This is a genomic window from Streptomyces sp. NPDC059092, from assembly GCF_042756365.1.
GTDB lineage: Bacteria > Actinomycetota > Actinomycetes > Streptomycetales > Streptomycetaceae > Streptomyces.
In genome coordinates this window covers 86,170-111,686 of record NZ_JBHZEJ010000014.1, presented here as the reverse complement: position 1 = coordinate 111,686, position 25,517 = coordinate 86,170, and the positions used below count along the sequence as shown (strand labels likewise).

General features: G+C 72.6%; 21 protein-coding genes and 2 pseudogenes. 17 read left to right on the top strand and 6 right to left on the bottom strand.

Going from position 1 to position 25,517, the window contains the following annotated elements:
* Positions 1 to 63: 63 nt before the first annotated feature.
* Together ACFXPL_RS11700 and ACFXPL_RS11695 are read left to right on the top strand one after the other, a co-directional pair.
* Positions 64 to 1,581: a rhamnulokinase family protein gene (locus ACFXPL_RS11700; protein WP_384916326.1), complete on the top strand. Its 1,518-nt coding sequence runs from the start codon at positions 64 to 66 to the stop codon at positions 1,579 to 1,581.
* 141 nt (positions 1,582 to 1,722) lie between these two features.
* Positions 1,723 to 2,751 (top strand): LacI family DNA-binding transcriptional regulator, encoded by a 1,029-nt coding sequence (locus tag ACFXPL_RS11695; protein ID WP_384916323.1) that lies wholly within the window; start codon positions 1,723 to 1,725, stop codon positions 2,749 to 2,751.
* A 165-nt stretch (positions 2,752 to 2,916) separates the two neighbouring features.
* Here ACFXPL_RS11695 and ACFXPL_RS11690 read toward each other — a convergent pair whose 3' ends face one another.
* Positions 2,917 to 3,408: a GNAT family N-acetyltransferase gene (locus tag ACFXPL_RS11690; RefSeq protein WP_384916320.1), complete on the bottom strand. Its 492-nt coding sequence runs from the start codon at positions 3,406 to 3,408 to the stop codon at positions 2,917 to 2,919.
* A gap of 261 nt (positions 3,409 to 3,669) precedes the next feature.
* On the opposite strand from ACFXPL_RS11690, the gene ACFXPL_RS11685 reads away from it, so the two are divergent.
* Both ACFXPL_RS11685 and ACFXPL_RS11680 read left to right on the top strand, forming a co-directional pair.
* Positions 3,670 to 4,416 carry a carbonic anhydrase gene (locus ACFXPL_RS11685; RefSeq protein WP_384916316.1) on the top strand — a complete coding sequence of 249 codons (747 nt, stop codon included), beginning with the start codon at positions 3,670 to 3,672 and terminating at the stop codon, positions 4,414 to 4,416.
* Between the two features lie 236 nt (positions 4,417 to 4,652).
* A complete protein-coding gene (locus ACFXPL_RS11680; RefSeq protein ID WP_384916313.1) occupies positions 4,653 to 5,654 on the top strand; it encodes a fibronectin type III domain-containing protein in 1,002 nt (333 codons plus the stop codon).
* Here ACFXPL_RS11680 and ACFXPL_RS11675 read toward each other — a convergent pair.
* Positions 5,645 to 6,691, bottom strand: coding sequence for a DUF6397 family protein (locus ACFXPL_RS11675; RefSeq protein WP_384916310.1), 1,047 nt, complete (start codon positions 6,689 to 6,691; stop codon positions 5,645 to 5,647). The two genes, ACFXPL_RS11680 and ACFXPL_RS11675, sit on opposite strands and share 10 nt — an antisense overlap.
* A 109-nt stretch (positions 6,692 to 6,800) precedes the next feature.
* Positions 6,801 to 7,214, bottom strand: coding sequence for a roadblock/LC7 domain-containing protein (locus tag ACFXPL_RS11670; protein ID WP_329822723.1), 414 nt, complete (start codon positions 7,212 to 7,214; stop codon positions 6,801 to 6,803).
* Positions 7,215 to 7,361: 147 nt separating this feature from the next.
* Here ACFXPL_RS11670 and ACFXPL_RS11665 point away from each other — a divergent pair, with 147 nt between their 5' ends.
* The 4 genes from ACFXPL_RS11665 (at position 7,362) to ACFXPL_RS11650 (ending at position 9,879) form a co-directional block, all read left to right on the top strand.
* Positions 7,362 to 7,790: a PPOX class F420-dependent oxidoreductase gene (locus tag ACFXPL_RS11665; RefSeq protein WP_384916306.1), complete on the top strand. Its 429-nt coding sequence runs from the start codon at positions 7,362 to 7,364 to the stop codon at positions 7,788 to 7,790.
* A 55-nt stretch (positions 7,791 to 7,845) separates the two neighbouring features.
* Positions 7,846 to 8,445 carry a class I SAM-dependent methyltransferase gene (locus ACFXPL_RS11660; RefSeq protein ID WP_384916303.1) on the top strand — a complete coding sequence of 200 codons (600 nt, stop codon included), beginning with the start codon at positions 7,846 to 7,848 and terminating at the stop codon, positions 8,443 to 8,445.
* Between the two features lie 169 nt (positions 8,446 to 8,614).
* Positions 8,615 to 8,905: a hypothetical protein gene (locus ACFXPL_RS11655; protein ID WP_384916300.1), complete on the top strand. Its 291-nt coding sequence runs from the start codon at positions 8,615 to 8,617 to the stop codon at positions 8,903 to 8,905.
* 83 nt (positions 8,906 to 8,988) lie between these two features.
* On the top strand, positions 8,989 to 9,879 hold the full coding sequence (locus ACFXPL_RS11650) for a hypothetical protein (protein WP_384916297.1): 891 nt from the start codon (positions 8,989 to 8,991) through the stop codon (positions 9,877 to 9,879).
* Between the two features lie 49 nt (positions 9,880 to 9,928).
* Here the strand turns inward: ACFXPL_RS11650 and ACFXPL_RS11645 are convergent, their stop codons facing one another.
* From ACFXPL_RS11645 to ACFXPL_RS11635, 3 genes are all read right to left on the bottom strand, one after another.
* Positions 9,929 to 10,399 carry a GNAT family N-acetyltransferase gene (locus ACFXPL_RS11645; RefSeq protein ID WP_384916294.1) on the bottom strand — a complete coding sequence of 157 codons (471 nt, stop codon included), beginning with the start codon at positions 10,397 to 10,399 and terminating at the stop codon, positions 9,929 to 9,931.
* A 145-nt stretch (positions 10,400 to 10,544) separates the two neighbouring features.
* Positions 10,545 to 10,727: a hypothetical protein gene (locus ACFXPL_RS11640; protein ID WP_329822718.1), complete on the bottom strand. Its 183-nt coding sequence runs from the start codon at positions 10,725 to 10,727 to the stop codon at positions 10,545 to 10,547.
* A gap of 68 nt (positions 10,728 to 10,795) precedes the next feature.
* Positions 10,796 to 11,872: an acyl-CoA desaturase gene (locus ACFXPL_RS11635; RefSeq protein WP_384916290.1), complete on the bottom strand. Its 1,077-nt coding sequence runs from the start codon at positions 11,870 to 11,872 to the stop codon at positions 10,796 to 10,798.
* 341 nt (positions 11,873 to 12,213) lie between these two features.
* Between ACFXPL_RS11635 and ACFXPL_RS11630 the strand changes: the two genes are divergently transcribed.
* The 9 genes and pseudogenes from ACFXPL_RS11630 to ACFXPL_RS11590 form a co-directional block, all read left to right on the top strand.
* The gene (locus ACFXPL_RS11630) at positions 12,214 to 15,186 is read left to right on the top strand and encodes a DEAD/DEAH box helicase (protein ID WP_384916287.1); all 2,973 of its coding nucleotides are present in this window, start codon (positions 12,214 to 12,216) and stop codon (positions 15,184 to 15,186) included.
* The gene (locus ACFXPL_RS11625) at positions 15,183 to 16,559 is read left to right on the top strand and encodes an SWF or SNF family helicase (RefSeq protein ID WP_384916284.1); all 1,377 of its coding nucleotides are present in this window, start codon (positions 15,183 to 15,185) and stop codon (positions 16,557 to 16,559) included. Before ACFXPL_RS11630 ends, ACFXPL_RS11625 begins: the two co-directional genes overlap by 4 nt.
* An 83-nt stretch (positions 16,560 to 16,642) precedes the next feature.
* Complete coding sequence (locus tag ACFXPL_RS11620; RefSeq protein ID WP_384916281.1) at positions 16,643 to 17,896, top strand: GAF domain-containing protein; 1,254 nt, start codon at positions 16,643 to 16,645, stop codon at positions 17,894 to 17,896.
* Positions 17,897 to 18,041: 145 nt separating this feature from the next.
* On the top strand, positions 18,042 to 19,511 hold the full coding sequence (locus ACFXPL_RS11615) for an aldehyde dehydrogenase family protein (RefSeq protein ID WP_384916278.1): 1,470 nt from the start codon (positions 18,042 to 18,044) through the stop codon (positions 19,509 to 19,511).
* A complete protein-coding gene (locus ACFXPL_RS11610) occupies positions 19,508 to 21,079 on the top strand; it encodes an APC family permease (RefSeq protein WP_384916275.1) in 1,572 nt (523 codons plus the stop codon). Before ACFXPL_RS11615 ends, ACFXPL_RS11610 begins: the two co-directional genes overlap by 4 nt.
* 34 nt (positions 21,080 to 21,113) lie before the next feature.
* Entirely contained in the window at positions 21,114 to 22,691 is a 1,578-nt protein-coding gene (locus ACFXPL_RS11605; RefSeq protein ID WP_384916272.1) for a GMC family oxidoreductase, read from the top strand.
* A gap of 100 nt (positions 22,692 to 22,791) precedes the next feature.
* Positions 22,792 to 24,315, top strand: a complete 1,524-nt coding sequence (locus tag ACFXPL_RS11600) for an aldehyde dehydrogenase family protein (RefSeq protein WP_384916269.1) — start codon at positions 22,792 to 22,794, stop codon at positions 24,313 to 24,315.
* 322 nt (positions 24,316 to 24,637) lie between these two features.
* Positions 24,638 to 24,742, top strand: a pseudogene (locus tag ACFXPL_RS11595) (transposase); the annotation flags it as partial.
* A gap of 51 nt (positions 24,743 to 24,793) precedes the next feature.
* Positions 24,794 to 25,482, top strand: a pseudogene (locus ACFXPL_RS11590) (transposase); the annotation flags it as partial.
* Positions 25,483 to 25,517 lie beyond the last annotated feature (35 nt).

Below are 25,517 nucleotides of genomic sequence, written 5' to 3'. Positions count from 1 at the left end.
CTTCTTCCGTCCGCTGTTCTCCGGCGTCCGCCGGGGCCGGCCGCGTCATCCCCGAGGTCCGCCGTGTCACCCACCGAACCGCTTCCCTTCGCCGCCGTCGACCTCGGCGCGTCCAGTGGCCGCGTCATGGTCGGCCATGTCTCCGGCCGGGGCGCCGGCACCCTGCGTCTTGAGGAGGTCCACCGGTTCCCCAACCGTCCGGTGCGGACCTCCGGCACCCTGCACTGGGACATCCTGTCCCTGTACGGCGGGGTGCTGGACGGTCTGAGGGCCGCGGGCACGGCGGCCGGGCGGGCCCCCGCGAGTGTCGGCATCGACACCTGGGCCGTCGACTACGGGCTGCTCGACGCGTCCGGAGCACTGCTCGGCAACCCCGTGCACTACCGCGACACCCGTACCGACGGCGAGGCCGAGAAGGTCGCCGCGGTGCTGCCGCCCGCAGCGCTGTACGGGGCGACGGGCCTGCAGTACCTGCCGTTCAACACCCTGTACCAGCTCACCGCCGCGCGGGGCAGTGCGGCGCTCGCCGCCGCGGACCGGCTGCTGCTGATCCCCGACCTCATCGCGTACTGGCTCACCGGCGAGGCCGGCACGGAGCTGACCAACGCCTCCACCACGCAGCTCGTCGACCCGCGGACGCGTGACTGGGCCCGGTCCGTCGCCGAACCGCTCGGGATCGACCTCTCCCTCTTCCCCGCGCTGCGGACGCCGGGCTCGCCGGCCGGGTCGCTGCTCCCCGACGTGCTGGCCGAGACGGGGCTGCGCGGTCCGGTGCCGGTGACGGCCGTCGGCTCGCACGACACGGCCTCGGCCGTCGCCGCCGTGCCCGCGTCCGGCGACCGGTTCGCCTATGTCGCCACCGGCACCTGGTCGCTGGCCGGTCTGGAGCTGGACGCCCCCGTACTGACGGAGGAGAGCAGGCGGGCCAACTTCACCAACGAGCTGGGCGTGGACGGCACCGTCCGCTATCTGCGCAACATCATGGGGCTCTGGCTGCTCCAGGAGTGCCTGCGCGCCTGGGAGGCCGAGTCCGCCCCGCAGTCACTGGACCGGCTGCTGGCCGAGGCCGCCGACGTGCCGGGGCTGCGGTCGTTCGTCGACGCGGACGACCCGGCGTTCCTGGCTCCCGGGGAGATGCCGCGCCGTATCGCGGACGCCTGCCGGAACATCGGCGCACGGGCGCCCGAGGGGCCCGCCGAGACGGCCCGGTGCGTCCTGGACTCGCTGGCGCTGGCGCACCGGCGCGCCATCGAGGACGCGCAGCGGCTGTCCGGCCGCTCCGTGGACACGGTGCACATCGTGGGCGGCGGCGCGCACAACGCGCTGCTGTGCCAACTCACCGCGGACGCCTGTGGCCTGCCCGTCGTCGCGGGCCCCGCGGAGGCCGCGGCCCTCGGCAACGTACTGGTTCAGGCGCGCGCGGCGGGAGCTGTCGACGGCGGTCTCGCCGATCTGCGCGCGCTGGTGCGCGCCACGCTGGAGCCGTGCCGGTACGAACCGGCCGCCGACCGGGCCGGCCGGGCGGCGTGGGACCGGGCCGCGGCGCTGATCGCGGACGCGGGGGCGGGGACGCGACGCTGACGTACGGACCGCGCCGACCGTACCCCGAGCGGGTGCCGGGCGATTCGGGTGTACACGGCACGTGTCCAGGTGCGTATCCCCCGATATGATGGTCCACCCGGTCAGGGGTACCAGCGAGATGTGACAGAACGGGCAGGACGCGTGGCGCAGACGGTCGGCATCAAGGACGTGGCCCGGCTGGCCGGTGTCTCGGTCGGCACCGTTTCGAACGTGCTCAACCGTCCCGAAAAGGTGTCCGAACCGACCCGGGTACGGGTGCGTGCCGTCATAGACCAGCTCGGATTCGTCCGCAGCGAGACGGCCCGCCAGCTCCGGGTGGGCACCAGCCGCATCCTGGCGATCCTCGTGCTCGACATGGCGAATCCGTTCTTCGTGGCCGTGGCCAAGGGCGCCGAGCGCGCGGCCCGCGAGACCGGACTCGGTGTGATGCTCTGCAACAGCGCGGGCAGTCCGGCCGAGGAGGCGGAGTACCTGTCGCTCTTCACGGAGCAGCGGGTGCGCGGGGTGCTGCTCACTCCGGCCGACGCCACGGGCCACAACGTACGGGAGTTCGCGCGCCGGGACATTCCGTTCGTCCATGTCGACCGTGCCGTGCCCGCCTCCGAGGGCTGTTCCGTCTCGGTGGACGACGTGGCGGGCGGCGCGCTCGCCGTGGGGCATCTGCTGGCCGCCGGGCACCGATCCGTGACGTACATCAGCGGCCCGATGTCGCTCCCCCAGTGCCGGGACCGCCGTACGGGCGCGCTGGCGGCCCTGCGCGAGGCCGGGCTGCCGGAAGAGGCGCTGCGCCATGTGGAGTCGGCGCGGCTGGACGTCGCCTCGGGCATCGACGCGGGGGCGCGGCTGCTCGGTCTCGCCGAGCGTCCGACGGCCGTGTTCTGCGCCAACGACCTGCTGGCGCTGGGGGTCCTCCAGGCGATGTACGGGGCCGGGGTGGACGTGCCCGGTGATGTGTCGATCGTCGGCTACGACGACATCGAGTTCGCCGCCGCGGCGGTCGTCCCGCTGACATCCGTACGGCAGCCCGCGGACGCGATGGGGCGGACGGCCGCGGAGATGCTGATGGACGAGACGGGGCCGGACGCGCAGCATCACACGCACCGCTCGGTCGTGCTCCAGCCCGAACTGGTGGTCCGCAGCTCCACGCGCCGTCTGAAGGACGGGGAGTAGCCCGGCCCCGACGGGTGGGGCCCACCGCTCGCAGGGAACGGCGCCCCCGGAGCACGGACGCGGTTTCGCTCCGAGGGCGCGCGGGCGGAGCAGACCGTACCGGCGCGTACGGTGCCGGACGACGCGGCCTCCCGTGGCCGGACGGCCCGCGTCCGCGGGCGCGGATCAGGGATGACGGGAGGCCTGTCCCGTGGGCCTGACCGGGGCCGCGTAGCAGTGGACCGTGACCGTCTGCTCCTGGCTCCAGCGCTGCTCGGCGATGTCCAACAGGGTCCAGCCCAGGTGCTCGTAGAACGCCACCGAGCCCGTGTCGGCGGCCACGACATCCAGGACGAGGTGCAGGCCTCGCGTTCTGGCCTCCCGTAAGGCCTGGGACATCAGAAGGGCTCCGATGCCGTGGCCACGCGCGTCCGGGGAGACGAACAGGCGGGTCACCACGGCGACTTCATCGAGGGCCGCGCCCGTGCGCTCACCCCAGAGCGTGGGAGCCGCGTCGCCCTCGACCGGCGGGGAGAGTGCGAGGTGGCCGACGATCCGTCCGTCGAGTTCGGCCACCCAGGCCGCGAGCTGCTCGGTTGGCGCCAGCCAATCGGCGGGCTCCGCAGGCCAGTTCACCGGATAGGCGTCGGCCTTGTGCACCTCCGCGAGCACACTCACGCAATCGTCGAGATCACCCACGTCGCGTCGCCGGACATCGCACATCGGAATGTCATCGGCCGCTGGCATAGTCTGTCGATTCACCCGGACCATGCAACCACAGCCCGCCGCGCAAGCGCTCCGCGGCCACCCGACCGAGCGGTGAACACAGAAGGTCCGTAGGCCCAACCCCCTGCGTACGCCGGGCTCTTGATTCAAGAATGCGTCAACTCTTCGCCCGTGAAAAGCAATGGCCAAGGATGTCACCGTTAGTCTCCGGCGGTGATATTGACCAAGCGCGCACAGAGACCGTCCGCCACCACCGGCACACCGCGCCGCACCCTGCTCCGCGCGGCCCTCGCGGGCACGGCCGCCACCACCGCCGTGGCACTGACCGCTCCCGCCGGCGCCGCCGCACCGTCCGCCCGGCCCACCCGCCCGCGGCCCACCACCGCCGACGAGGCACTGGCCGAACTCACCGAGGGGAACCGGCGCTGGCGGACCTTCCGGCAGCGGCACCCGGACGAGACGGAGGCCATACGCAGAACCCTCGTCACGGGCCAGCACCCCTTCGCCCTCATCCTCGGATGCATCGACTCCCGGGTCCCGCCCGAGCTCGTCTTCGACCAGGGGCTCGGCGATCTGATGACCGTCCGCTCGGCCGGCGAGGTGCTGGACGAGGCGATTCTCGGCAGCATCAGCTACGGCGTGCTCGAACTGGGCATCCCGCTGGTCCTGGTCCTCGGACACCAGTCCTGCGGCGCCGTCGCCGCGGCGGTCGAGGCGGAGGAGACGGGCGCCGAACTCCCGGCCCACATCCAGTACCTGGCCGACCAGATCCGGCCCGCGATCGACCACACCCAGCACGGCACCGCCCGCGTCGACTCCACCGTGACCGCGAACGTGGAGATGGTCCGCACCCGCCTCGCCGCGGAGCCCGACCTCGCGGCCAAGGTGGCCGAAGGCAAGCTGGCCATCGTCGGCGCGCGGTACGAACTGGGCACCCAGCTCGTCCACCGCACCGGCTGACCGCACCCCCTCAGCACCGGCACCCGCCGCCCGCCCCGTCCCCGCCGGGGAAGGGCGGCGCCCCGGAACTCCTTTCCTCCTGAAGCCCCCTTCCTCCCTCCGCGCACCCTTTACGCGCACCTTCCCGACCCACCTCGCCACGTTCGGCTTCTCCAACGCACACCTCCCTCTTGATGTGAACCCGACACCTGTGTCATATATGTCCAGACCATTGCCCCCGGGTGAAGGACACGGCCATGACCAGGTTCCGCGCCGGCACCACGCTCGGCTTCTTCTGCGTGGTCCTCCTCGCGACGACCGCGTGCGGCGCGAACGACGGACGCGCGGCGGCGCCTTCGGCCCCCGCGGGGGTCACCGCCCAGGCCGGCAGCGCCACGTCCGCCCATGTCATGTGGCATCCGTCCCCGGCCGAGGACGACGTCCGCGGGTACGACGTCTACCGGAGCGGAACGAAGGTCAAGAACGTCCCCCGCGACACGAACATGACCGACATCGCCGGGCTCACCCCGTCGAGCCGCTACACCTTCACCGTCCGCGCCAGAGGCGCCGGCGGCACCGTCTCGCCGCACAGCGCCACCGTGTCCGTCGCCACACCCGCGACCGTCGCCGAGGACAGGGATCCGCCCGCCACGCCCACCGGAGTGCGGGGCCGCAGCGACGGCGCACGCGCGGCCCGGATCACCTGGGACCGGGCCCCGGGCGGGCAGGGCATCGTCTCGTACGACATCCACCAGGGCGGATCCAGGATCCACAGCGTGGCCGCGGACGCGACCTCGGCCCAGGTCACCCGACTGCGGCCCGGAACCCACTACCGCTTCACGCTGGTCGCCCGGGACGCGGCGGACAACACCTCGCCCGCGAGCCGCACCGTCGAGCTCACCACCCCGCACGGCCCGGGGGACGATCCCGACACCGCGCCGACCGGCCTGCGGGCCACGGCACGTGCCGCCGACGGCGCGTACTACGCCGACCTGTCCTGGGTCGCGCCGAGCACCGGCGGTGAGGTGCCCGCCTATCAGATCCATCTGGACGAAAAGTTCGCGACGACCCTGGTCTGGGGCGCCGAGGCACCCCGAGGCCGGGCGACCTACAGCGTCTACGTGGGGAGGACGCCGGGCGAGTCCTTCCGGGTGAGGCTCCGCGCGAAACTGCCCGACGGCACCTGGGGCGCCTTCTCCGCGGAACGTACCGTCGTCACCGCCCCGGACGATCGACCCACCGCGAGCCCTCACCCCTGACCGTGAGGCGGCGCGGCGCCCACGGGAGCGGTCCCCCGCTCCCGCCTGGTCCGCAGCCGGGCGAGCAGGCCGACGAGCGGCCCGCCGAGCGGCGGACCTGCCCCCTCCGCACACGTGGTGGGCTCCTCGGCCCGCGGCGCCGGGCGCGCCAGCCGCGCCTCCGCCAGGAGCGTCCCCAGACTGGCGCGGTGCCAGCCGATCTCGTCCGGATGATCCGCCAGCAGCAGCCGCCCCACCGTCGACCGCGCCGCATCGGACTCCGGGTACGGGCGGAAGAGAGCCGGAGCCAGCCGGTTCAGATAGGCGCGTTCGTACGGGTCACCCACCAGCTCGGCGAGATGGGCCGCGTCGAGCACACACCCCACGATGGCCGCCCGCTGCCAGGGGTCCCCGCTCTCGTGCAGAAGATGGCCGATACGCCGGCCCCTCCAGTTGCGCGGACGCCGGTCGTCGCTCTCGTCGACCCCGGCACAGAGCCCTCGCGGCAGCCGCTCGGCGCGCAGCCTCGGCTCCCCCACGGCGCACGCCCGCAGCTCGTCGGCCAGATACAGCCAGACCACCGTGCGGTAACGGTTCAGATAGAAGCTCACCGGCGCGATGAAACCCGCCCTGGCGAGCCGGGTGAACCGGCCCGGACTGACGGAGATCAGCGCCGCCCCCTCCGCCGTGCCCACCGTCCGCACCCGCTCACGCAGCGCGTCCGGAAACCCCTCCGCCGCCCGCAGCCGCTCGATCTCCCGCCGGCTCACCTGCGGTCGCCCGCCGGCCGTCCCCGCCTCGGTGCGGATGTGTCCGAGCTGCGTCGCGAGCTCGAACTCGCCGCGCTTCAGCTGCAGTTCCCGCGCGGCCCGGATCGGACCGACCCCACCCGAGGCGTCCTCCTCGGCCCCGGCCCCGATCCCGCTCCCGGCTCCCCCGCCGTCGATTCCGGTCCTGACGCAGGTCCGCGCATCGGTCCGCACACCGGCCCGTGCATCCGTCCGTACGCCGCCCCGCGCACCCGTCCGTAGATCGGCGCGTGTCTCGCTGATGGACATGGTCGTCCTCCCCGTGAGTGGCAACTACTCTCGGTGACGACCGTAGCGCGTCCGCGGTCCTCCCCGCCCGGCCTGTGGACAACTCCGGCAGCCGAGCTGAAAACCCTGGTCAGAGGCCGCTCAGCGTGGTGTGGTCGGGTTGTCTCGCCGCGACGCCCAAGTGCTCGCCGACCCGGTTGACGAGCAGAGTCATCTCGTAGGCGACCTGGCCCACATCGGCCTCGGCCGCTGTCAGCACGCACAGGCAACTGCCGTCGCCGGCCGCGGTGACGAAGAGCAGCGCCTCGTCGAACTCGACCATGGTCTGCCGCGCCTTGCCCGCCCGGAAGTGGCGTCCCGACCCGCGCGCGAGGCTGTGCAGCCCCGAGGAGACCGCCGCGAGGTGTTCCGCGTCCTCGCGCGCCAGTCCCGTACTGGCGCCCGTGACAAGACCGTCGTTCGAGAGCACCAGCGCGTGCTTGATGTGCTCGACCCGTTCGGTCAGGTCGTCCAGCAACCAGTCAAGTCCCTTTTCGAGTGGCATTGCCGTCCCTCCCCGTTCTGGTGTTCCCCATGTCCCACGACGCCCGTAGCCTTCCGCACCGGCCGCCTCCGGGCAAGCCACAGCCAGGACCTGGGGGTGTCGGTGCGTCACATCGCGCCGCATCACGCGACACGGGAAAATGCGGGCATGGCGACAAACATGAGCAAGGACGAATGGCACGCGTTCGTCTCCGAGGGGACGCGCACCGGCAAGCTGTCCACCGTACGGGCCGACGGATCCCCGCACATCGCACCGATCTGGTTCGTTCTGGACGGGGACGACCTGGTCCTCAACACGGGCAAGGAGACCGTGAAGGGCCGCAATCTGCTGCGCGACGGGCGGCTGGCGCTCTGCGTGGACGACGAACGGCCGCCGTTCGGCTTCGTGGTGATCCAGGGCCGTGCCGAGATCGATGAGGACCCCGAGCGGCTGCTCCACTGGGCGACGCGTATCGCCGCTCGGTACATGGGCGAGGAGCGCGCCGCGGAGTTCGGCCGGCGCAACGGCGTTCCGGGCGAACTGCTGGTGCGCGTACGGATCGAGAAGGTCTCGGCCTACGCGGGCGTGGCGGACTGAGCCGCCACCCGCCACCCGCGCGCCGCGCGGCCCGGCCCTGGGGGATCATGGCGGCATGGCCCATGACCACACACAGGTACGGGAGTTCTTCGGCGCGCGGGCGGCGGGTTGGGACACCCGGTTCCCGGACGACGGCCCCGCCTATGCCGCCGCCGTCACCGCACTCGGGCTGCGCCCCGGCGACGCGGTCCTGGACGCCGGATGCGGTACGGGGCGGGCACTGCCGCCCCTGCGGGACGCCGTGGGCGGGCGGGGCACGGTGCTGGGCGCCGATCTGACGCCGGAGATGCTGACGGCGGCCGTACGGGCCGGGAGGAGCCGCACGGGGCGGCTCCTGCTCGCCGACGTGAGCCGGCTGCCGGTGCGCTCGGGGGCGCTGGACGCGGTGTTCGGCGCGGGCCTGATCGCGCATCTGCCCCGGCCGCTGGAGAATCTGGGCGAGCTGGCCAGGGTCGTGCGGCCCGGCGGACGGCTGGCGCTGTTCCACCCCATCGGCCGGGCCGCGCTCGCCGCCCGGCAGGGGCGCAGGATCACCGAGGACGATCTGCGCGCCGAGCCCCGGCTGCGCCCGCTGCTGGCCGGCGCCGGCTGGCGCATGGAGTCGTACACGGACGAGGACACGCGCTTCCTGGCACTGGCGGTTCGGGTCGGCTGACGGCCCGGGTCGCCCTGTGGGCCCGTACCAGGCCTCGAACACCGACGTCCGGGCCCGGAAGACGACGAAGGTCCTCTTCTGCCAGGGGCCCGCCGACCGTACGTTGGAGGGGCGGCCCGTTCACCTCGTGCGGTCCGCGTCGTGCCAGGCAGCAGGGAAGGCGGACCCGGTGTTCAGCAGACTGCGCAGGATCCTCGTGTCGGACGGTGCCGCCGCACCGGCCGTGAACCGTGACCAACCGCGGCAGCACAATCTGTTCGAGGCCGCCGCGACCTATGTGTCCGCGTGCGCGGAGGACGATCAGCAGCGGATCGACGAGGCGGAGGGCTGGGTCTCGCCCGAGGCGCTCTCCTTCGGCGTCAACGAGCTGGCCTGCCGGGCGGTGATCGCGCTGGCCCGTGAGCGGGACGAGTCGCCGCGGACCGTGGCCCGCAGCCTCCTGGGTCTGCCGGCCGCGTGAGAAGCGCGCCCTCCCGGCTCTCGACGCCCGGGTCACCGACTGGCTAGGGTGCGCCGACAGGCCAATGGGATGGGGGAGGTGCCGTGGCCGCGACGGACGACTCCGTGGACGACGACGCGCTGTACGTGCTGACCGCCGCGCTGCTCACGCCCGCGCGGTTCCCGGCCGTGCTCGGCGACGACTACACGCAGGCGTGCGCCGCCCTCGGGCTGGAGCCGTACCAGGGCGGATACGGCCTGGTGATGGGCCAGGACGGCGAGGGCGCCCGCTGGACGGTCGTGGTCGACGACGTCTCCCTGGTCGCCGTCGCGATCGCGTCCTGGGACTGCGGGATGGAGTACGACCTGTCGCCGGGCGAACGTTCCGTCGTCCGAGCGCTGCCCGGCTGGCCCCTGGCCCTGACCGTGGCGGCACCGGGCGTGGCCGCCCCGCACGACCCGGAACCGGCGGACGCCGAAAGCACTGGGACCGGGGAGGGCTCCGGAGCCGGGAAGAGCGCCGTACCGCTGCCTCTCTCCCCGCCCGACAGCGCGGCGTGGGGCCCGGCGCAGCGGCGCCTCGGGGCGGACGAGGTCGCGCTGAGATGGGCGGCGTGGCGTGAGCGGTTCGAGGGCGCCGAGGATTCCGCCGCCGAGACACCCGCCGCTGACGGCCCCGCCGCCTCCGATGTCCCCGAGGGCAGCGGTACGCCGACGCCCTCGCATCCGGGGGTGGTGCGCGCGCTGGCCGAACTGCGCGCCTACGTGGCCGCCGGTACGGCGCCGCCGCTCGGCCGGGTACGGTCCGACTTCGCCCCGGACGAGGCGCGGACGCTGCGCGCAGACGGTCCCGGCTGGTCCTTCGTGGCCAGGACCGACGACATGGCGTTCGTTCTGCTGGACGAGGAGCCGGGCGAGGTGCTGCCCGTCGGGCGCGGCCCCGAACTGCCCGGGCTGCTCAAGGCGCTCGACGAGATCGCCGTACGCCCGGCCTGAGGCGGGCACGGCGCCCCGCGGTGCCACGGAGCCGTGTCAGGCCGCCGTGTCACAGGGGCTTGCGGAAGAACCGGCTGTCCGGATGGTCGCGGTAGAGGCCGAAGCCCGTGGTCGGCACATAGCCGCTGGACTGGTAGAGCCCGACCGCCTCGGCCAGCAGATCACCGGTCTCCAGGACCATCCGCACCCGGCCCGCGCGTCGCGCGCTCTCCTCCAGCTCGGTCAGCATCCGGCGGGCCAGCCCGCGCCCACGCGCCTCGGGCACGACGAACATCCGCTTCAGCTCCGCGTCCCCGCCCTCGTACCCCTCGGCCACCGCGTCCTGGGCGCGCCAGCCACCGGAGGCGACCGGCGCCCCGTCCTGGTGGACGAGGAGAAACAGCCCCAGCGGCGGGTCGAAGTACGACGGGCGCAGCAGCGTCAGGTCGTCGTGGCCGAAGCGTTTCCGGTACTCCGCCTGCGCCTCGTCGCTGAGCTTGACGGCGTCGGGGTGGTCGAAGGCTATGGGGGTGATCTGCACAATCGAGGACCCTAAGGGCTGTGCGGCAGGAACCGGAAACCGTCTGCGGGGTGACGCGCACGCGCGGGACCCGAGAGCGCGTATCCGGGGCCCCGGACCACTCGCTCCGGTCCCGGGTCCCGGCGTACGCGCCACGGTCCGCCGCTCAGCGGCCCAGCTCCTTGCGGCTGATCCTGCGCAGCCTGCGGCGCTGCGACGGGTCCAGCATCAGATAGGCGGCTGTCGGCACACCTATCACCACCAGCAGCGAGAACCAGAATCCGATCAACGGCATCAGCAGAAGGCCAACGGCCACTCCCCCAATGGCGATCTTCGCGCTTGTCGACATCTCGACGCCTCCTTCGCGGCGTGGCCGCTTCCTGCTCACTGAACGCACGCGGTCGTCCGCCAGTTCCACTATGCGCCCGCGCGCAGCGGTTCGCCGACCTCGTGCAGGTGGTTGAGCGCCTGGCGGTACGACTCGATCAGTCCGGTCTCGGTGTACGGGATCCCCAGCGCCCGGCAGTGCGCGCGGACCAGCGGCTGCGCGAGCCGCAGGTGGGGGCGGGGCATGCTGGGGAAGAGGTGGTGCTCGATCTGGTAGTTCAGCCCGCCGAGGAACCAGTCGGTGACCGGGCCTCCTCGGACGTTGCGCGAGGTGAGGACCTGACGGCGCAGGTGGCCCCGGTCCGCGCGGTTCTCCGGGTCGGGCATCTCCATGCCCTTGTGGTTGGGCGCGAAGGACATGCCGAGATGCAGTCCGTGCAGCATCTGGTGGATCACGGCGAAGGCGACGGCCTGTCCGACGGTGAGCGTGGTCAGCAGCAGCGTGAGGTAGCCGACGACATGGGCCAGGAGCAGCAGGCCCTCCGTCGCCCGGCGCCGGGCCGGCATGCGGTCCTCGCCTCGTGCGAGGACCGCCTGGAAGCCGTAGACCTTGAGGGCTATGCCCTCCAGCGTGGTCAGCGGGAAGAAGAGCCAGGCCTGGTGGCGGGTGAGCCGGGCACGCAGCCCCGAGCGTCCCTCGGTCTGGTGCTGGGTGAAGACGAGGATGTCGGCGGCGACGTCGGGGTCCTTGTCGATGTGGTTGGGATTGGCGTGGTGCCGGTTGTGCTTTTCGTTCCACCATTCCTGGCTCATGCCGAGGAGCAGGTTGGCGTGCACGAGCTGGATCAGCCGGCTTCTCGCCCGGCGGGCGGTGATCTGGGAGTGCCCGGCGTCGTGGGCGACGAACGCCAACCGCCCGGAGAGGAGGGCCAGCGGCGGCGCCAGGAGCAGCGCCCACCAGGAGGGGCCGACGAGGACCAGCGCGGCGACGATCACGGCCAGGAGGAGGAGATTGACGGTGATGCCCCGGGCGTACCAGCCGGCGCGACGTTCCAGGAGCCCCTGTTCCCTCACCGTCCGCAGGAGGGGGGCGAAGTCACTGCCGGCCGCGCGGGGCGCGGGGGCGGGTAGCGGCTGCGCGACGGGGGCTGCGGCGGTTCGGGGCATGTCGGTCTCCGGTCTGTCGGCCGAGATGGGTACGGGAGGGCACGGGAGGGGGCGCGAAAGGGGAGGGTTGGGGCGGCGAGGACGTGACCGAGCGGCGCAGGACTTCGCGCGCACCCCGCTTGACCTCCTGAAACGTACAGTGCCGCGACCTGTAAGGACCATGGCGCCACCCCCCGGAAGGGGTAGGGGGCTGGCGGGAGGTGAGGGTGTTGTCAGCTACACCCGCCCGACCGGCGGAGTGGTCCACGTCATAACAGGAGCGGCTCCACGTCATGGCGCGTGTGGGGTACCCTCAGCGGCTCCGACCCGCAGTAGTCAAACTTGAGGAATGCGTCTTCGCTGTGCACAGGCTTCCCGCGGCAACGCTCTCCCGGACCACCGAACTCGCCCGCTGTTCCGCCGTCTTCCTCCCCTCGGATCCGGCCCGCGCCGGCCGGATCGCCTACTGGCACGCCGACGGCGCGGCGCCGCCGTCCGCGCCGGGCTCCCTGGAGGAACTGACCGTCGTCGACACCGAGGGCCGCCTCCTCACGGTCAGGGCGCTGCTGGTGCCGGTCGCCGACGCGCTCCCCTCACTGACCCGTGGCCGCGCCGCACCCGAGGCCTCGCCGTCGGCGGCGTTCTGGGGCACGGCCGCCCTGTTCGCCCTGCGACTCGTCGCCCGCGGACTGCTGTTGCCCGGTCTCACCGGTACGGATCACGACGGCTGGCGGGCCGGTCCGCTCACCGCGCGGGACAGGGAGCACGTACAGGCGCTCGCGGCGTCGATGCCGCCGACCGCGCATGCCGTCCCCCTCCTCACCCCGGCCGTCGCCGCCGCCCGTACTACCGCGCCGGCTCCCGAGGCGCTTCTTCTTCCCGCGCGGGAGGGGCTGTTGAGGGACTTCCTCGACGCGGTCGCCGACACGCTGCCGCGGACCCCCGCCGCGTCGGTCCTCGCCGGGGGTCCCGCCTTCGCCGCCACCGCCGCGACGCCGCCGGGCCGCTTTCCCGAACTGCGCGGCTGGGCCGCCGATGTGGCCGCCGGGCACGACGCGGGTGTACGGCTCTCGCTCCGCGTCGAGCTGTCCGGCCTGCCCGCTCCCGCCGAGCTCCCCGCTCCCGCCGGCTCCGCCGGAGCGCCGACCGCCGCAAGTGACCTGGCCGCCGGGGCCGTCTTCCGTGCCGTGCTCCAGATGCACAGCGTCAGCGACCCCGCGGTCGTCGCCGACGCCGCCGACGTGTGGTCCGGCGCCGCGGGTACGGGCTTCGCCCCGCGCGCCCGGATGGACGCCCTGCTCGCCCTGCGCCGCGCCGCCCGCGCCTGGCCGTCGCTCACCCCGCTGCTCTCCGGGGCCGCGCCCGACGCCGTCGACCTCGCCGACGAGGAGGTCACCGAGCTGCTGGGCGAGGCGTCCGGGGCGCTCGCCGCGACCGGCGTCCAGGTGCACTGGCCCAAGGAACTGGCCCGCAGCCTCACCGCGCGCGCCGTGATCGGCCCGTACGACGACGCCACCGGGCCCGCCGACGGGCCGAACCCGAAGGAGGGATACGAGAGAGGGGACAACGAGCTGTCCTCCTTTCTCTCCGCCGACGCGCTGCTCGCCTTCGACTGGCACTTCGCGCTGGGCGATCAGCGGATCGGCCGGGCCGAGCTGGACCGGCTCGCCGAGGCGAGCCGCCCCCTCGTACGGCTGCGCGACCAGTGGGTGCTCATCGACCCGGCGGAGATCCGGCGGGCCCGGGAGAGCCAGGACCGCAAACTCACCCCGGTCGACGCGCTCGAAGCCGTACTGACCGGCTCCACTGAGGTCGCGGGCCGCCGCGTCGAGGTGCAGGCGGCGGGATGGCTCGCGGCGCTCCGCGACCGGATCGCCGATCCCGCCGGCGTGGAGCCCGCGATCGGGCAGCCGGCGGCGCTCGCCGCGACCCTGCGCGACTACCAGGTGCGCGGGCTCGACTGGCTGCACCGCATGACCTCACTCGGTCTCGGCGGCTGTCTCGCCGACGACATGGGCCTCGGCAAGACCATCACCCTCATCGCCCTCCATCTGCACCGGCAGACCGACCCGTCGGCCGCCGGGCCCACCCTGGTCGTCTGTCCGGCCTCGCTGATGGGCAACTGGCAGCGCGAGATCGAACGGTTCGCGCCCGGCACGCCCGTACGCCGCTTCCACGGCGCCACCCGCTCCCTGGACGCTCCGGCCGACGGGGAGTTCGTCCTCACGACGTACGGCACGATGCGGCTGGACGCGGAGCGGCTCGCCGGGACGGACTGGGGTCTGGTCGTCGCGGACGAGGCGCAGCACGTCAAGAACCCGTACTCGGCGACGGCCAAGCAGCTCCGCGTCCTCGGCGGCCGGGCCAGGGTCGCGCTCTCGGGCACCCCCGTGGAGAACAACCTCTCCGAGCTGTGGGCGATCCTCGACTGGACGACGCCGGGGCTGCTCGGCCGCCTCGGCACCTTCCGTACCCGTTACGCACGCTCCGTCGAGAGCGGCGACGATCCGGCGGCGGCCGAGCGGCTGGCGGCGCTGGTCCGCCCGTTCCTGCTGCGCCGCCGCAAGTCCGACCCGGGCATCGCGCCCGAGCTGCCGCCCAAGACCGAGACCGACCGGGCGGTCTCTCTGACCGCGGAGCAGACCGGACTGTACGAGGCGGTCGTACGGGAGACGCTCGCGGCGATCTCGGCGGCGGACGGCATGGAGCGGCGCGGTCTGATCGTCGCCCTGCTGACCTCGCTCAAACAGATCTGCAACCACCCGGCGCAGTATCTGAAGGAGGAACGGCCGCGCCTCGCGGACCGCTCGGGAAAGCTGGAGCTGCTGGACGAACTGCTCGACACGATCCTCGCGGAGGGCGCGAGCGTCCTGGTCTTCACCCAGTACGTGCGGATGGCGCGGCTGCTGGAGTCCCATCTCGCGGCGCGCGGCGTGCCGACCCAGTTCCTACACGGCGGTACTCCGGTCCCGGAGCGCGAGGCGATGGTGGACCGCTTCCAGAACGGCGAGGTCCCGGTGTTCCTGCTCTCTCTGAAGGCGGCGGGCACGGGGCTCAATCTGACCCGCGCCGAACATGTGGTGCACTTCGACCGCTGGTGGAACCCGGCCGTCGAGGCGCAGGCGACGGACCGTGCGTACCGCATCGGCCAGCACCGGCCCGTACAGGTCCACCGGATGATCGCCGAGGGCACGATCGAGGACCGCATCGCGGACATGCTCGCCCGCAAGCAGCGGCTGGCGGACGCGGTACTGGGCTCCGGTGAGGCCGCGCTGACCGAACTGACCGACGCCGAGCTGGCGGACCTGGTGGAGCTGCGAGGGGGCGCCCGATGACGAACGGTACGGAGAACGGCGGCATGGACGATCACGGGCGCGGGAGCGAGCACGACACCGGACGGACGTTCGCCGCGCTGCCCCCGGCCCATGGCCGCGGCTTCGCCGGGACCTGGTGGGGCAGGGCCTGGCTGAAGGCGCTGGAGGACACCGCCCTCGACGGCGAACAGCTGAGGAAGGGGCGGAAGATGGCCCGCGAGGGCGCCGTCGGAGCGGTCTCCGTACGGCCGGGCCGGATCACCGCGGTCGTCAGGGACCGGGACGGCACCGCGCAGCGCAGCGATGTCCTGTTGCAGCGGCTGGGCGAGGAGGAGTGGGACCGCTTCCTGGACATGGCGGTCGACCGGGCCGGCCACATCGCGGCGCTGCTGGACCGGGAGATGCCGCCGCACCTGCTGGAGGACGCGGCGGACGTCGGCATCGAGCTGCTGCCCGGCATCGGCGATCTGGAGCCGGAGTGCGGCTGCGAGGCGTGGGACCACTGTCCGCACTCCGTGGCGCTCTGCCACCAGGTGGCCAGGCTGCTGGACCAGGACCCGTTCGTGCTGCTGCTGATGCGCGGCAGGAGCGAGCGCGGGCTGCTCGACGAGCTTCAGGTACGGAGTGTCGCGCGGGCCGCCCGGACCCGGCAGGACGGGGAGGCGGGCGGCGGAGCGGAGTCGGAGTCCGGCGGGCCCGACGGGGTGTCCGCCGTGGCGGCCTTCGCGGCGGGCGGCCTCGTACCGCCGCCGCCCGCTCCCCCGGCGCCGCCGCCCGAGCCGGGGCAGCCGCCGTCCCTCGACACGGAGGCCGCACCGCCCGAGGGGATCGACGCCGACGCACTGGAGTTCCTGGCCGCCGACGCGGCGGCCCGCGCGCTGCGGCTGCTCGGCGAGGCGCTGGCGCCGGACCACCACGAGTCGCAGCCGGAGGAGGAGCTGACACCGGGCCAGGACGGGGTACGGCTCGCCGCCGCGCACGGGGGCGAGCGGTTCGCGGCGCGGCTGGCCTCCGGCACCGGCCGGCGGCGGGCGGAGCTGGATCTCGCGGTGCGGGCCTGGCGGTACGGCGGCGCCGCGGCTCTCGCCGTACTGGAGGAGGAGTGGGTCCCGGAGCCCGAGGCGCTCGCCCGCGCCGGGGCCGCGCTCGGCGCGGCGTGGGAGGGCGGGGACCGGCCGGGGCTGCGCGCCGCCGGCCGGGGCCGCTGGACCGTGCCGGGCGCGGGGGTCCAGCTCCGGTACGGGCGGGACGGCCACTGGTGGCCGTACCGCAAGGAGGGGTCCCGCTGGGCCCCGGCGGGACCGGCGGACCACGACCCGGCGGCGGCGCTCGCCGGCCTCCTCGGATCACGGGAGACCCCGCCGCCCACGTCCGGGGCGCTCGGCGCCCGCTGAGGGACCCGCGCAGGAGGCTTGCCGCGCCGGGGCGGCCGGGCGACGATGGTCGGGTCCGGTGTGATCCGACCGGGGAGGGCGCGTTGACCGACACCTGGGTGGCTCTCGAAGCGGGCGCCGACCCTGCCGAGCGCCGTGGCGCGCTGGGCAGGGCGTACGAGTCGTTCGCGACCGCCGGCCGGGTGGACCGGCCCGTGCGGTCCGTGGTGGCGGCTTCCTGGCGGCGGTCGGCGCGGGCCCGGGTCAGCCCGGAGGGCACCGCGGCCGTCGAACTGTCGGACGACGAACTGGCCGCGCACCGGGACGGGCACCCGCTGGCCCGGGTGATGCCGCTCATCCGCGAGTTGACGGACGCGTACGCCGTGGACGGCGAGCACCTGATGGCGGTGTGCGACACGCACGGCCGGCTGCTCTGGGTCGAGGGCCACCCGGCGGCGCGGCGGCTCGCGGGCCGGATGAACTTCGTCCCCGGGGCGCGCTGGGCGGAGGGGGTGACCGGTACGAACGCGCCGGGCACGGCGCTCGCCGTCGACCGCCCCGTGCAGGTCTTCTCGGCCGAGCACTTCCAGCGGCCCGTGCATCCGTGGACCTGCGCGGCGGCGCCCGTCCACGATCCGCACAGCGGGCGGCTGCTGGGCGCGGTCGACATCACCGGCGGCGACCGGCTGGCCCACCCGCACAGCCTGGCGTTCGTCGGCGCGGTCGCGCGGGCCGCAGAGTCGCATCTCGCGCTGGTCGCGCCGCCGCCCGCCGCCGACTCCGTACGGCTCTCCTCACTGGGCCGGGACGAGGCGCTGCTCGTGGCGGGCGGCCACAAGCTCCGGCTCAGCAGGCGGCACAGCGAGATCCTGACGCTCCTCGCACACCGCCAGGAAGGCGTCGCCGGGGACGAGATGCTGGTGGAGCTGTACGAGGACGAGTCGGTCACCCCGGTCACGCTGCGCGCCGAACTCTCCCGGCTGCGCGCGCTGCTCGGCCCCGGGCTGCTGCGCTCCCGCCCGTACCGGCTGGCGGCGCGGGTCGACGCGGACTTCGACACGGTGGCCCGGCGGACCGCCTCGGGCGCCGTGACCGCGGCGATGAGCGCGTACGCCGGGCCGCTGCTGCCCGCCTCGCGGGCGCCCGCGGTCGTACGGCTGCGGGAGCGGCTGGCCGCCCAGGTGCGCGCGGCGCTGATCGCCCGCGGTGACCCGGGGCTGCTGGCGGACTGGGCGTACAGCCCCTGGGGCGAGGACGACCTGGCCGTGTGGCGGGCGCTGGCCGCCGTGCTCCCCGTACCGCAGCGTCCCGCCGCGCTGGCGCGTGTCCGGGAACTCGACGCGTGGCAGCGGGCCTGACGGGACGTCGGGCCGCCCTGTAGCCCATCCCCGCAGGCGAAACCGGGCATATCTCCTTACTGTCGGTGGAGAAAGCGCCCCGGTGCGCGGTCGGCCGGACCCGCCGGACCGCCCCGGGCGCCTCATCGCGACCGGAGGAGCCCGCATGCCGGAGCTGTTCATCGGCGGCACCTGGACCGCTGCCGTCGGCGGGCAGGTGCGCGAGATCCGCTGCCCCGCGGACGGCACCCTGGTCGGCACGGTCGACGAGGCCGGCCCGCCGGACACCACCGCGGCCATCGCGGCGGCCCGCGAGGCCTTCGACAGCGGCCCCTGGCCCACGACCCCGGCCGCCGAACGGGGCAGACTGCTGCTGCGCGTCGCCGACCTGCTGGAACGCGACAAGTCGGTGCTCGCCCGAGCCGAGTCCCTGGACACGGGGAAGCGGCTGGTGGAGAGCGAGTACGACATGGACGACATCGCCAACTGCTTCCGCTACTTCGGCCATCTGACGGCCGCGGGCGGCACGGGCCGGATCGTCGACACCGGGGATCCGGCCGTGGACAGCCGGGTGGTGCACGAACCGGTCGGGGTGTGCGCGCTGATCACACCGTGGAACTATCCGCTGCTCCAGACCTCCTGGAAGGTCGCCCCCGCGCTCGGCGCCGGCAACACCTTTGTTCTCAAGCCCAGCGAACTGACCCCGCACACCGCCATCCTGCTGATGCGGCTGCTGGCCGAGGCCGGGCTGCCCGCCGGGGTCGCCAATCTGGTCCTGGGCGCCGGGCCGGCCGCGGGCGGGCCGCTCAGCACCGACCCGCGGGTCGACATGGTGTCCTTCACCGGCGGTCTGGTGACCGGACGGCACATCATGGCCGCCGCGGCGCCGACCGTGAAGAAGATCGCCCTGGAGCTGGGCGGCAAGAACCCGAACATCGTCTTCGCCGACGCCGACTACGAGGCCGCCGTCGACTACGCGCTGACGGCGATCTTCCTCCATTCGGGCCAGGTCTGCTCGGCCGGGGCGCGGCTGCTGGTCCAGGACGAGCTGCACGACGCGTTCGTGACGGACATGGTGGAGCGGGCGCGGGCGATCCCGCTCGGCGGCCCCTTCGACGAGCACGCCCGTACCGGACCGCTGATCTCCGCAGGGCACCGCGCCAAGGTCGAGGCGTATGTGGCGGCCGGGCTCGCGGAGGGCGCGGTGCTGCGCTGCGGCGGCGCGCGCCCCGACGACCCGGCGCTGCGCGACGGCTTCTACTACCTGCCGACCGTGCTCGACGAGTGCGCGCCGGGGATGTCGGTCGTACGCGACGAGTCGTTCGGCCCGGTCCTCACCGTCGAGCGGTTCCGCGACGAGGAGGAGGCGGTCGCCCTCGCCAACGACACCGTCTACGGGCTGGCCGGGGCCGTCTGGTCGCAGGACGTGGGCCGGACGCACCGGGTCGCGGCGCGGCTGCGCGCCGGCACCGTATGGATCAACGACTTCCAGCCGTACGTCCCGCAGGCGGAGTGGGGCGGGATGAAGCAGTCCGGCTTCGGCCGTGAGCTGGGCCCCGCGGGGCTGGCCGAGTACCAGGAGGCCAAGCACGTGTGGCGCAATCTCTCCCCGAAGCCGCTGGGGTGGTTCGAATGAGCACCGGGCCGGGGCAGGATCCGCCGGAGCCCGCGGAACCTGCGCCCGGCGAGAACCCTGCGGCCGACCGGACCCAGAGCCAGGACGACGACGACTCGCTCAAGGCGTTCGGGTACAAGCCGGAGCTGAAGCGCACGCTGGGCAACTTCCACACCTTCGCGGCCGGGATCAGCTACATCTCGATCCTGACGGGGACGTTCCAGCTCTTCTACTTCGGGGTCAAGTTCGCCGGCCCCGCCTACTGGTGGTCGTGGCCGATGGTCTTCCTCGGCCAGCTCATGGTGGCCCTGTGCTTCTGCGAGCTGGCCGCGCGCTACCCGGTGGCCGGTTCGATCTACAACTGGTCGAAGAAACTGGGCGGGCCGCATCTCGGCTGGCTGGGCGGGTGGATGATGACGACGGCCACCATGGTCTCGCTCGCCGCGGTGGCCCTCGCGTACCAGATCACGCTGCCGCAGATCTCCAGCGTGTTCCAGGTCGTCGGGAACGGCACCGGGCCGACCGACGCGGCGGCGAACGCCGTACTGCTCGGCACGGTCCTGATCGTCTTCACCACGCTCGTCAACGCTTTCGGCGTCAAGCTGATGGCCCAGATCAACTCCGCCGGGGTGATGATCGAGCTGATCGCCGCCATCGTGCTGATCGGACTGCTGGCGGCCCACATCACCCGCGGCCCCAGCGCGATCGTCCAGACCAACGGCTACGGCGCCGGCGACTCGCTCGGCTACTTGGGCGCCTTCCTGACGGCCTCGCTCGCCTCCGCGTACGTGATGTACGGATTCGACACGGCGTCGTCGCTGGGCGAGGAGTCGCTCAACCCCAGCCGCAACGCGCCACGGGCGATCCTGCGGGCCCTGATCGCGTCGTTCCTCATCGGCGGGCTGATCCTGCTGTTCGCCCTGCTCGCCGTGCCGGATCTGCACTCCCCGAGCCTGTCCGTGGACGGGCTCCAGTACGTGGTGCTCTCCACACTCGGCCCCACCGTCGGACAGATCGTGCTGTGGTGCGTGGTCGTCGCCATCACTGTGTGCGCGCTGGCGGTGCACGCCGCCGGCATCCGGCTCGCGTTCGCGATGGCCCGGGACAACGGTCTGCCCGCGTCCTCGTGGATCGCCCGGGTCAGCCCGCGGTTCGGGACGCCGGTGGTGCCCGCGGTCTTCATCGGGATCGTCGCCATCATCATCCTGGTGATCAACATCAATCAGCCGCAGATCTTCTCGGTGATCACCAGCATCGCGATCATCATGATCTACGTGGCCTATCTGATGGTCACCGTCCCCATGCTGATCCGGCGGCTGCGCGGTACGTGGCAGGCGTCCGAGGGCCACTTCTCGCTCGGCAGGCTCGGACTGCCGGTCAATGTCCTCGCCGTGCTGTGGGGCACGGCCATGTCGCTCAACCTGGCCTGGCCGCGGCCCGAGGTCTACAACGCGACCGGTCCGCACCACTGGTACCTGCAATGGGGCGCGTTCCTCTTCGTCGGCATCGTCGCGATCGGCGGCTTCGCCACCTACTGGTTCTTCCTGCGCAAGCACACCGGCGTACTCGAAGCACACCGGTCCGCCTGACCACACCCGTCCCCCGTCCGAGCCTGGAGCGGCGATGTCCCCGGAGAACCCTGCGCACACGTTCGACTATGTGGTGGTCGGCGGCGGTACGGCGGGAGCCGTCGTCGCCGCCCGGCTGACCGAGGACCCGGACGTCACCGTCTGCGTCGTGGAGGCGGGCCCCTCGGACGTCGGCGACGACAGCGTCCTGCGGCTCGACCGGTGGATGGCACTGCTGGAGTCCGGCTACGACTGGGACTATCCGGTGGAACCACAGGAGAACGGCAACAGTTTCCTGCGGCACGCCCGCGCCAAGGTGCTCGGTGGCTGCTCCTCGCACAACTCGTGCATCGCCTTCTGGGCGCCCGCCGAGGACCTCGACGAGTGGGGCGCCCTGGGCTGTACGGGATGGAGCGCGGCGGAGTGCTTCCCCCTCTACCGGCGGCTGGAGACCAACGACGCGCCCGGCGACCACCACGGCCGCTCGGGCCCGGTCACCATCCGCACCGTCCCGCCGAACGACCCGTGCGGCAGCGCGCTGCTGGAGGCGTGCGCGGCGGCGGGCATCCCCGTCACCCCGTTCAACACCGGCGCCACGGTGGTGCGCGGCGCGCACTGGTTCCAGATCAACGCGCGGGAGGACGGTACGCGCTCCTCCGCGTCGGTCTCGTATTTGCACCCCCTGATCGGCCGACGGCCGAATCTGGAGATCAGGACCGGACTCACGGCCGGACGGCTGACGTTCGACGAGACCCGGCGCTGCACGGGCGTCGAGTACCTGGAGCCCGACACCGTCCACACCGGAGCGGTGACCGCGCGGCGCGAGGTGATCGTGTGCTGCGGGGCGATCGACTCGCCGAAGCTGCTGATGCTGTCGGGCATCGGCCCGGCCGGGCATCTGCGCGACACCGGCGTGGACGTACGGGTGGACTCCCCGGGCGTCGGTTCGCACCTCCAGGACCATCCGGAGGGCGTGATCATGTGGGAGGCGAAGCAGCCCATGGTCACCTCGTCCACCCAGTGGTGGGAGATCGGCATCTTCGCGGACACCGAACCGGGACTCGACCGGCCGGATCTGATGTTCCACTACGGCTCCGTGCCGTTCGACATGAACACCTTCCGGCGCGGCTATCCGACCTCGGACAACGCCTTCTGCCTCACACCGAACGTGACACGGGCGCGCTCCCGGGGCACGGTCCGTCTCCGTACCCGCGACTTCCGGGACAAGCCCGAGGTCGACCCGCGCTACTTCACCCACGAGCACGACATCCGGGTGATGACACACGGGCTCCGTCTCGCCCGGGAGATCACCGCCCAGCCGCCGATGTCCGACTGGACCGGCGCCGAGCTGGCGCCGGGTCCTGGCGCGCGCACCGACGAGGAGCTGTTCGCGTACATCCGCGACACCCACAACACCGTCTACCACCCGGCGGGCACGGTACGGATGGGCCCGCCCGGCGACCCGGACTCGCCGTTGGATCCGGCTCTGCGGGTCAAGGGGGTGAGCGGGCTGCGGGTGGCGGACGCGTCCGTGATGCCGTTCCTGCCGGCCGTCAATCCGTGTATCACCACGATGATGATCGGCGAGAAATGCGCAGACCTGATCAAGAGCGACCAAACCGTCTCCCGGTGACCACGGCTGCGGCAACCTGCTTGCAACGTACGAGTCCCTAGCGTGCACCAGTGGCGTCGTCCAACGGCGGGCGGCGCCGGACATCCGGGAGGCCACAGAGATGACCCGTTACGCAGCGCCCGGCAGCGAGGGCGCCATCGTCTCGTACGAGTCCCGCTACGACCACTGGATCGGCGGCGAGTACGTCCCGCCGGCCCGGGGCCAGTACTTCGAGAACCCCAGCCCGGTGAACGGGCGGCCGTTCACCGAGATCGCCCGGGGCACCGCAGACGACGTCGAACGCGCACTGGACGCGGCGCACGGCGCGGCCCCCGGCTGGGCCAGGACCTCCGCGGCGGACCGGGCCGGCGTGCTGAACCGGATCGCCGACCGGATGGAGGCGCACCTGGAGGAGCTGGCCGTCGCGGAGAGCTGGGAGAACGGCAAGCCGGTACGGGAGACCCTCGCCGCCGACATCCCGCTCGCCATCGACCACTTCCGCTACTTCGCGGGGGCGCTGCGCGGCCAGGAGGGCACACTCAGCGAGCTCGACGACGACACCGTCGCGTACCACTTCCATGAACCGCTCGGTGTCGTGGCACAGATCATCCCGTGGAACTTCCCCATCCTGATGGCGACATGGAAGCTGGCGCCTGCCCTGGCCGCCGGAAACGCCGTGGTGATCAAACCCGCCGAGCAGACCCCGGCCTCGATCCACCTCTGGATGAGCCTGGTCGCCGACCTGCTGCCGCCGGGTGTCGTCAACATCGTCAACGGCTTCGGGGTCGAGGCGGGCAAGCCGCTGGCGTCCAGTCCGCGCGTGGCGAAGGTCGCGTTCACCGGGGAGACCACGACCGGGCGGCTGATCATGCAGTACGCCTCGGAGAACATCAAGCCGGTCACCCTGGAACTCGGCGGCAAGAGCCCGAACCTCTTCTTCGACGACGTCTGGGCCGCCGACGACGACTTCCGCGACAAGGCGCTCGAAGGCTTCACGATGTTCGCCCTCAACCAGGGCGAGGTGTGCACCTGCCCGTCACGGGCCCTGATCCAGGACGGGCACTACAGCGAGTTCCTGGCGGCGGGGATCGCCCGCACGGAGGCGATCGTGCCGGGCCACCCGCTGGACACGGACACGATGATCGGCGCCCAGGCGTCCAACGATCAACTGGAGAAGATCCTCTCGTACCTGGACATCGGCCGGCAGGAGGGCGCAAAGGTCCTGACGGGCGGTGAGCGGATCGACTACGACGGCGAACTGGCCGGCGGCTACTACGTCCAGCCCACGATCTTCGAGGGCCACAACCGCATGCGGATCTTCCAGGAGGAGATCTTCGGCCCCGTCCTCGCGGTGACCTCGTTCAGCGACTTCGACGACGCGATCAAAACGGCCAACGACACCCTGTACGGCCTCGGCGCGGGCGTCTGGACCCGGGACATGAACACGGCGTACCGCGCGGGCCGCTCGATCCAGGCGGGCCGCGTCTGGACGAACTGCTACCACGCCTACCCGGCACACGCCGCGTTCGGCGGCTACAAGCAGTCCGGCATCGGCCGGGAGAACCACCGGATGATGCTGGACCACTACCAGCAGACGAAGAACCTCTTGGTCTCGTACTCGCCGAAGAAGCTGGGCCTCTTCTAGGGGTGTGGAAAAGGGCGCCTGAACAGGGCAGTTGCCCGTCAGGCGCCCTTCATGGCCCGCAGTTGAGAAGCGAGCCGAAATGCGACCCTGCTCCCGATATCTCCCACCGGTATCCCACCTCTGACCAGCTGTTCCGGGGCATTTCCGGGCCAAGGTCCCGCTCACGCTCCCTCGGCACCGCCCGTCGGCTCCTCCCACCGCCGCATCGACTCCCTCAATGAGGTTGTCACTGAGGTTGAACTCGTGGAGTCGTAGGGGCTGACGATTGGCCGTCCGCTGCGGTATTACCGGGGCATTCGGTATCCACAAGGGGGCGGCCTCAGTGGAGGCAGAGCTGGCCAAGGGGCCGGCAGCGCACGGCTGGGAAGACCAGCGCTGGACCCTGAGCCGTGTGAAGACGGTGATCGGTCGGCGCTTCCACCTGACCTGCACGGTCCAGGGCGTGCGCAAGCTGCTGGTGCGAAACGGCTGGTCCTGCCAGGTCCACGACCTGCTCGACCAGAGGGCGGGCCTGCTCGAATGGGCCGCCGCCTCCAGCTGGCGCTGAACACCGTCAAGCGCTATGCCCGGGCCGACCAGCCCGAACGGATGCTCCGCGTCCCCAGATACCGGGCCGGCCTCGTCGACCCCTACGGCGAACACCTGCGCAAAACGCCGGGCCGAAGACACCGGCGCCCCCGTCCTGCACCTCTTCGAAGAGATCAAGGCCCTCGGGTTCACGGGCTGTCTCAATCTCCTGCACCAAGGCCGCGCGGACGCCGACCGCAGCCACATCTCCCCGCGCCGACTGACCCGGATGCCGCTCAGCAGGCCAGAAAACCTCAAAGCCGAACATCACGACCTCCTGGCCCAGCTCGTCGCCGCCTGCCCCGAAATGACCCAACTGGTCGCCCACATCCGGGCCTTCGCCCAACTCCTGCTGTCCGCCCAAGAAAACGCCGACGCGTTTGAGCCCTGGATCGCCCAGGTTCGCACGGCCGATCTGCCCATCTGCACGCTTTCACTCAGGGTTTGGAGCGAGACCACGACGCCGTCATCGCCGGTCTCACCTTCCCGTACGGCAGCGGACCCACCGAAGGCGTCAACACGAAGACCAAGCTGATCGCGCGGCAGATGTACGGCGGAGCAGGCTTCACCCTCCTCCGCCACCGCATCCTCCTCGGATAGCGTCACCCTCCGCCACCACCGAATGTGAGACAGAG